The following is a 7,447-nucleotide window of genomic DNA, read 5'->3' on the forward strand; positions in this document are numbered from 1 at the left end:
CCCTGCCAGCGGGAGAGGGTCGATGGCTCCTCGCTCCGGACGCTTCGATGCGGGCTGAGCTTGGGCTCAGTCCGCGCAGGCGGACTTTGCGCAGTCGTTGCCGCGACTTCCAGTCGCCAGGCGCGGCCCCCGGCCACGGTGGGAATCGCGGAAGATCGAACCGCTGATGGGTCGAGCCTCGCCGTTTCCCATCTCTTCCCGAAAAGATCACGCCCTGCTCCCAGCCGAGAGCAGGGCGTCTTCTATTTCGGAGCGCGTCATTCAGTCGCCGGATGTGAGCACCTACGCCGCCAGCGCCTCCGGCTCGTCGGCTTCCTGGTCGGTCTCACCCGCGAGGCGGCGGGTGAGGCGGTCGCGGTCCAGCTGGTGGCACCAGCGGGCGACCACGAGGGTGGCGACGCCGTTGCCGACCGTGTTGGTGAGCGCGCGCGCCTCGCTCATGAAGCGGTCGATGCCCAGGATCAGCGCCACGCCCGCCACCGGCACGTGCCCCACGGCCGAGAGCGTCGCCGCCAGCACGATGAAGCCGCTGCCCGTCACCCCCGCCGCGCCTTTGCTGGTGAGCAGCAGCACGGCCAGCAGCGTGGCCTGCTGGAGCATGGTCATGGGCGTGTCCGTCGCCTGGGCGATGAAGACGGCGGCCATGGTCAGGTAGATCGCGGTGCCGTCCAGGTTGAACGAGTAGCCGGTAGGCACCACCAGGCCCACCACCGGCTTGCCCGCGCCCAGGTTCTCCAGCTTCGCCATCAGCCGAGGCAGCACCGCCTCGGACGAGCTGGTGCCGAGCACGATCAGCAGCTCTTCCTTGATGTAGCGCACGAAGCGGAAGATGCCGAAGCCGTGCGCCCGCGCGATCAGCCCCAGCACGCCGAACACGAAGATGAGGCAGGTGGCGTAGAAGGTCGCTATCAGCCCCGCGAGCGATGCCAGGGTGCCCACGCCGAACTTGCCGATGGTGAACGCCATCGCCCCGAACGCCCCTATGGGCGCCACCCGCATGATCATCCCCACGATCCCGAACAGCACCTGTGACAGCCGCTCGACGAGCTGGTAGATCATCTGCCCGCGCTCGCCAAGCCGGTGCAGCGCGAAGCCGAAGAGCACCGCGATGAGCAGCACCTGCAGGATCTCGCCCTCGGCGAAGGCGCCCACGAGCGTGCCGGGGATCACGTGCAGCAGGAAGCCGGTCACACCCTCCAGCTGTCCGGGCTTGGTGTACGCGGCGACGGCGGCCGTGTCCAGGCTGGCGGCGTTCACGTGCATCCCCGCGCCGGGCTGCACGACGTTGATGACCACCAGGCCCACGATCAGCGCCAGGGTGGACACGACCTCGAAGTAGAGCAGCGCCAGCCCGCCCACGCGCCCCACCTGCTTCATGCTCTGCATCCCCGCGATGCCGGTGACGACGGTGCAGAAGATCACCGGCGCGATGATCATCTTCACCAGCTTCACGAACGCGTCGCCCAGCGGCTTCATGGCCGCGCCCGTCGCCGGCGCCAGGCTGCCCAGCGCCACGCCCAGCGCGATGGCGCACAGCACCTGGAAGTAGAGCGTGCGGTAGAAGGGCTTCCGTTCCGCCGTGGCGGCCATGAGCGTCTTTCGGGAGATGTGGGAAGGACGATGCCCGTCTCGCCGCCCCGCCTACCCCGCGCACCATCGGGCGGAGGATGCACGGACGGGCGTTCGGGCCAGCGAAGGCGCCTCGGCGGATGCGGGAGGCGTGATGCGCATCGCGAGCGCGGGTGCACCGGCACGTTCGGCGCCCGCCCGCGCATCTGCCGACGGCGCCGCACGGCGGGCGATGCACGCTCAGCCGATGCGCATCATCGCCGAGGCTTAAACGATGCGCGGCGCCGGACCGCCGTGCATCTCCCGAAAGCTGTGGAGCGGATGGGTGCCGCGCCAGAGCGGCGGATGACGACCGGCGGCGGATGACGACCGGCAGCGCATCGCACCGGCGGTGCCGAGACGGAGGGCCGAGGCGCGCGGAGGCGGGACCGGACGATTTGACGCGGGGGACGGGGCTGGGTCTTTTACGGTACGGGTGGTGCACACCGCCCGCGGCGCCGGCAGGGTGCCGGCCCCACACCAGCCCGTCCGGACGGTAGCGTGACCAACGCAGCACCTCAAACCCATCGCCCGCTGGTGCTCACGGCGATGGTCCTGGCCGCCTTCATGGCCGCGATCGAGGGTACGATCGTGGCCACCGCCATGCCCAGCATCGCCGCGGAGATCGGCGGATTTTCGCTCTACAGCTGGGTCTACTCGTCGTTCCTGCTCATGCAGGCGGTGGCGATCCCCATCTTCGGAAAGCTGAGCGACCTGCTGGGGCGCAAGCCGGTGTTCATCGCCGGCGTGGTCGTGTTCCTCGCGGGCTCGGTGGCGTGCGGCTTCGCGACGAGCATGGGGATGCTGGTGGCGTTCCGCTTCGTGCAGGGGCTGGGGGCGGGCGCCGTGCAGCCCATCACCACCACGCTGGCGGGCGACCTGTACTCGCTGGAGGAGCGCGGCCGGGTGCAGGGCTACCTGAGCAGCGTGTGGGGCATCTCGTCCATCGCCGGGCCGCTGGTGGGCGGCATCATCGTGCACAGCGTGGGCTGGGCGTGGATCTTCTGGGCGAACGTGCCGCTGGGCATCGCCGCCATCGTGCTCATGGGCCGCTACCTGCACGAGGGCGTGGCGCACGGCGAGCGCAACATCGATTACGCGGGCGCCGTGCTGCTGCTGGCCGCCGTGGGCCCGCTGATGCTGGCGCTCACCCAAGGCAGCGGCTGGGGGATGCGCGCCGTGGTGCCGCTGCTGGCGATGTCCGCCGCCGCGTTCGCGCTCTTCGTGCGCCAGGAGCGCCGCGCGCCGGACCCGCTGATGCACATGGAGCTGTGGTCCGCGCCGCTCATCCGCAACGCCAACGTGGCCACGCTCACGTCCGGCATCATGATGATCGGCGTGATCACCTTCCTGCCCACCTTCGTGCAGGGCGTGCTGGGCGGGTCGGCGCTGCTGGCGGGCTTCACCCTCAGCGTGATGACGGTGGGCTGGCCGCTCGCGTCGTTCGCCGCCGGCCACCTCATCGTCACGCAGGGCGTGCGGCGAATCGTGCGCGTGGGCGGCGTGGCGGCGCTCGCGGGCACGCTCACCATCGCGCTCACGGCCGCGCACGGGGCGCTGGGGGCGGGCGCGGGGTCGTTCGTGCTGGGCGTGGGGCTCGGGCTGCTGAACACCACCTTCGTGGTCGCCATCCAGGCCAGCGTGCCGTGGAGCCAGCGCGGCGTGGCCACCGCCAGCAACATGCTCATGCGCATCCTGGGCAGCGCGCTCGGCGCCGCGCTCTTCGGCGGCGTGCTCAACCGGCGCATGGGCCGCTACGTCGCCGATGCGGGCCTGGCGGGCCACGTCTCCGTCGACAGCATCCAGGAGCTGATGGGCGGCGAGTCCGCGCCGCACGGCGCCGCCGCGCTCGACGCCGCCACGCGCGCCCTGCTGCGCACCGGCCTGTCCGGCAGCCTGCACCTCGTGTTCTGGGGCATCGCCGCGCTCGGCGTCCTCACCCTCCTCTTCGCCCTCCGCGTCCCCGAGATGGACCGCGACGCCGCCACCGACGTGGACCTCAGCAGCGCGATGCACTGAGCGACAACCGATCCCGGTACGGCACAGGACGCCACAGCCGCAGGCGCCGGTGCTCTGAAGGTCGGGGTGTCAGGTTGCTGTTGATTTCTGAACAATTAACAGCAAATTGACAGCAGAAGCGAGTGACGATGAAGATTCCGATGCGGGCACCCACTCTCGCGGAGTCGCTGAAGAGTAAGGTGTTCGCTCAGAAACTCACTGAGATTCGTGGTGTCGAACCGCTTCCCGATGGCAACTATCTGCACTGGGACGAGCTTCGGCACGGACAATCACCGGCGCGCCTTTCTCATGGTAAAGTAGCATAGGATTGGTCTTCGAAGACGAAAGGGGAGCCCGCGCGGGCTCCCCTTTCGTCCATCTACCGTCGTCCTCGGCCGAAACCGTCAGCCGGTCCGCATCTCCCGAACCTTGGCTCAGCCGTTGGCCTGGTTGTCGTCGGCGTGAGCCCAGGGGTCCTTGGCGAGCCAGGTCTGGTCCAGCGGCGAGAAAAGGAAGACCAGGCTGCCGTTGCTGAGCTGCGGGATCAGCTCCCGGGCGCGGTCCGGCTCCATGGCGGGGCAGCCCTCGCTGCGGCCGGCCTTGCTGGGCGTGACGTACGGGGCGCCGTGCACGACCACGCCGCGCGACCGCGCCGCGCTGTTGAAGCTGCCCGAGAGGCCCTGCAGGCGCATGCCGATGGAGTGGTAGAGCTGCCCGTTGCTGTGGCCGCTGAACGCGTACGTCTCCTGCGCCACGAACAGGCCCAGCGAGGTGGCCGCGCTGCCGTCGCGGTTGCTGAAGCGCGTGGGCACGCCCTCGCGCCCGGACGACGAGCCGCGGCCGTGCGCCACGGTGAACGGCCCGTCCACCACGCGCAGCGCGTCCATGTCGAACACGTACCCGCGCGGGGTGCGGCTGTCCAGGCCGTAGTCCACGAAGTACAGGTACGGCTTGCGCACCTTGTCCGGGTGAGCGGCCTTGTAGTTGAAGTAGGCCTCGAAGGCCAGCTTCAGCGCGTTGGGGTCGCTCTGCTCGCGAACGCTGCCCTGGAGCGCGCCCAGCGCCGTGACGATGCGGGCCTCGCGGGCATCGGCAACGGTGGCCGCCGCGGGGGTGGACAGCGTCTTCAGCCGCGCGAAGTTGGGCAGCGGCGCCTCGATGGCCGAGCCCACGAGGTTGCCCGAATGCGCCGGCACCGGGGTGCCGGGCTTCATGGTCTCGTGCTTCATGGCGCTGGCCGCGATGCAGAACGTTCCGGCGGCCAGCACGAGCAGGGGTGAACGCATGACGAATCCCGTTCATGGGCGCAGCGAGCTTGGGAGCCTGCGCCCGGTTTGGTCGTGATGTGGGGGATTGTGTGTCGATGTGTCGGAAGGACGTGCGCCTGCCGGACTGCCCCACGCAGAAGCGTGCTCGGCCAGAGGGCTTGGAGCCCCCGAGAATGCCGGTCACGCTTAGTTGTGTTGTTTGATTGCACTTAAGATAACCCAAAACCCGCTTTTGCGCGACCCCTGCCGGGAACATCCGCACCCTTTCCAGGCGTTTGCACGGTGATGGGACGAACTCCGCCTTCCCGCATCACGCAAGGGCCGATTGCGTGCGGTATAAAGCCGGCGTTTCCCCGTAGCCGGTAAGCATCCCATCAGTGCGCACGCGGCCTATCACCCCCTCGGGCGGGCTGATAGCATACAGCGCGGCTCCGGCTCGTCATCACCCCGCCCACATCAACCCGAACCGCCGCGCATCGGCTTCGATGATCACACATCCACACGCCCACGTGTTGCCGAGCGATCCTCCGAAGCGCCGCGACGGCTCGCGGTCAGTCTCCGCAGGGGGACTTCGAGCAATCGCGGTTTCATCCGCCCGCACTCGGCAGCTCCAGGCTCTTCCGGAGCCCGCATGACCTCTCCCGAGCTTCGGCCTTGGCAGGTGTGGATCGACACGGGCGGCACGTTTACGGATTGCCTGGCGCGCGACCCCGCCGGCCGCCTGCATCGCGCGAAGGTGCTCAGCAGCTCGTCCCTCCGTGGCGCGGTCGCCGAGGTGCTCGCGGCCGACCTCCTGCGCATCCGGGAGGACTGGGGCGCGGCGCGCGATGGGGTCCGCGGCTTCCGCTTCCGCCTGCTCTCGCCGAGTGATGCGAACACATCTACCGAATCGGTGGATGCGCGGCCGTCCATCGCTTCGGTAGATGCGGAGCGGACGGTCGTAGCGTATGACCCCGCGGCGGGGACGCTGCGGCTGGACCGGGCGCTCCCGGCAGATGCGCGGCCCGGCGCGGCGTTCGAGGTGCGGTCCGAAGAGGAGGCGCCGGTGCTGGCCGCCCGGCTCGTCACGGGAACGGCGGCGGGAGATGCGCTGCCGCCGCTGGCCATGCGGCTGGCGACCACGCGCGGCACCAACGCGCTGCTGGAGCGGCGGGGGGCGCCCACGGCGCTGTTCATCACCCGCGGCTTCGGCGACCTGCTGCGCATCGGGACGCAGCAGCGGCCGGATCTGTTCGCGCTGGACGTGCGGCGCCCGGAGCCACTGTACAGCGAGGCCGTGGAGGTGGACGAGCGGCTGGCGGCGGATGGCTCCGTGCTCCGTCCGCTGGACCTGGCGGCGCTGGAGCCCGCAGCGCGGCGCCTGCTCGCCGCGGGCGTGCGCGTGGCCGCGGTGGCGCTCATGCACTCGTTCCGCGATCCCGCGCACGAGCGCGCCGTGCGCGACTTCCTGCTCTCGCTGGGCTTCGTCCACGTGTCGTGCTCGGCAGACCTGGCGCCGCTCATCAAGCTGCTGCCGCGCGCGGAGACGGCGGTGGTGGACGCGTACCTGGGCCCCGTGATCGGCGACTACCTCGCGGGCGTCCGCGCCGCGCTGGGCGACGGGCGGCTGCACGTGATGACGAGCGCCGGCGGGCTGGTGCGGCCGGAGGACTTCCGCGCCAAGGACTCGCTGCTCAGCGGGCCCGCGGGCGGCGTGGTGGGCGCGGCGCTGGCCGGGCGGCGCGGCGGCTTCGCGCGCGTGATCGCCTTCGACATGGGCGGCACCAGCACCGACGTGGCCCGCTTCGACGGCGGCTTCGAGTACGTGTGGGAGCACGAGGTGGGCGGCGGGCGCATCGTCGCTCCCGCGCTGGCGATCGAGAGCGTGGCGGCGGGCGGCGGCTCGGTCTGCACCTTCGACGCGCAGGGGCTGCGGGTGGGGCCGGAGAGCGCCGGCGCGCAGCCGGGGCCGGCCTGCTACGGCGCGGGCGGCCCGCTCACCGTGACCGACGCGAACCTGCTGCTGGGCCGCATCGTCCCCGGCCGCTTCGCCATCCCGGTGGACCCGCGCGCCGCCGCGGAAGCCGCGGACGCCCTCGCCGCGCGCGTGCACGCCGCCACGGGCGAGCGCATCGGGCGGGAGGCGCTGGCGGCGGGGCTGGTGGACATCGCGGACGAGCGGATGGCCGACGCGATCCGCACCATCTCGCTGCGCCGCGGCTACGATCCCGCCGCGTACGCGCTGGTGGCGTTCGGTGGCGCGGGCGGGCAGCATGCGTGCGGCGTGGCGCGGCGTCTCGGCATCCGCACCGTCGTGGTGCCGCCGGACGCGGGGCTGCTGAGCGCGCTGGGTATCGGCCACGCGCCGGTGGAGCGCTTCGCGGAGCGCCAAGTCCTCCGCCCGCTGGAAGACTCGGAGGCGGAGCTTCCGGAGATGGCGTCTGCGCTTGCCGCGCAGGCCACCGCCGCCGTCGCGCGCGAAGGCGTTTCGGTAGATGACATCGACGTCCCCCGCCGCATCGTGAACCTGCGGTACGCGGGGCAGGATTCCACGCTTTCCGTGGACTGGGACGGCGCGTCGCCGCTGCGTCCGG

General features: G+C 71.1%; 4 protein-coding genes. 2 read left to right on the plus strand and 2 right to left on the minus strand.

Going from position 1 to position 7,447, the window contains the following annotated elements; all coding sequences use genetic code 11:
- Positions 1–282: 282 nt before the first annotated feature.
- Positions 283–1,590, minus strand: a complete 1,308-nt coding sequence (locus tag VFE05_20310; protein HET6232430.1) for a dicarboxylate/amino acid:cation symporter — start codon at positions 1,588–1,590, stop codon at positions 283–285.
- Between the two features lie 519 nt (positions 1,591–2,109).
- Here VFE05_20310 and VFE05_20315 point away from each other — a divergent pair.
- Positions 2,110–3,627 (plus strand): MDR family MFS transporter, encoded by a 1,518-nt coding sequence (locus tag VFE05_20315; protein HET6232431.1) that lies wholly within the window; start codon positions 2,110–2,112, stop codon positions 3,625–3,627.
- Between the two features lie 413 nt (positions 3,628–4,040).
- Here VFE05_20315 and VFE05_20320 read toward each other — a convergent pair whose 3' ends face one another.
- Complete coding sequence (locus tag VFE05_20320; protein HET6232432.1) at positions 4,041–4,892, minus strand: murein L,D-transpeptidase catalytic domain family protein; 852 nt, start codon at positions 4,890–4,892, stop codon at positions 4,041–4,043.
- A gap of 613 nt (positions 4,893–5,505) precedes the next feature.
- Between VFE05_20320 and VFE05_20325 the strand changes: the two genes are divergently transcribed.
- On the plus strand, positions 5,506–7,447 hold a 1,942-nt coding region (locus VFE05_20325), incomplete at its 3' end, for a hydantoinase/oxoprolinase family protein (GenBank protein ID HET6232433.1).

The organism is Longimicrobiaceae bacterium (assembly GCA_035696245.1).
Taxonomy (GTDB): Bacteria; Gemmatimonadota; Gemmatimonadetes; order Longimicrobiales; family Longimicrobiaceae; genus DASRQW01.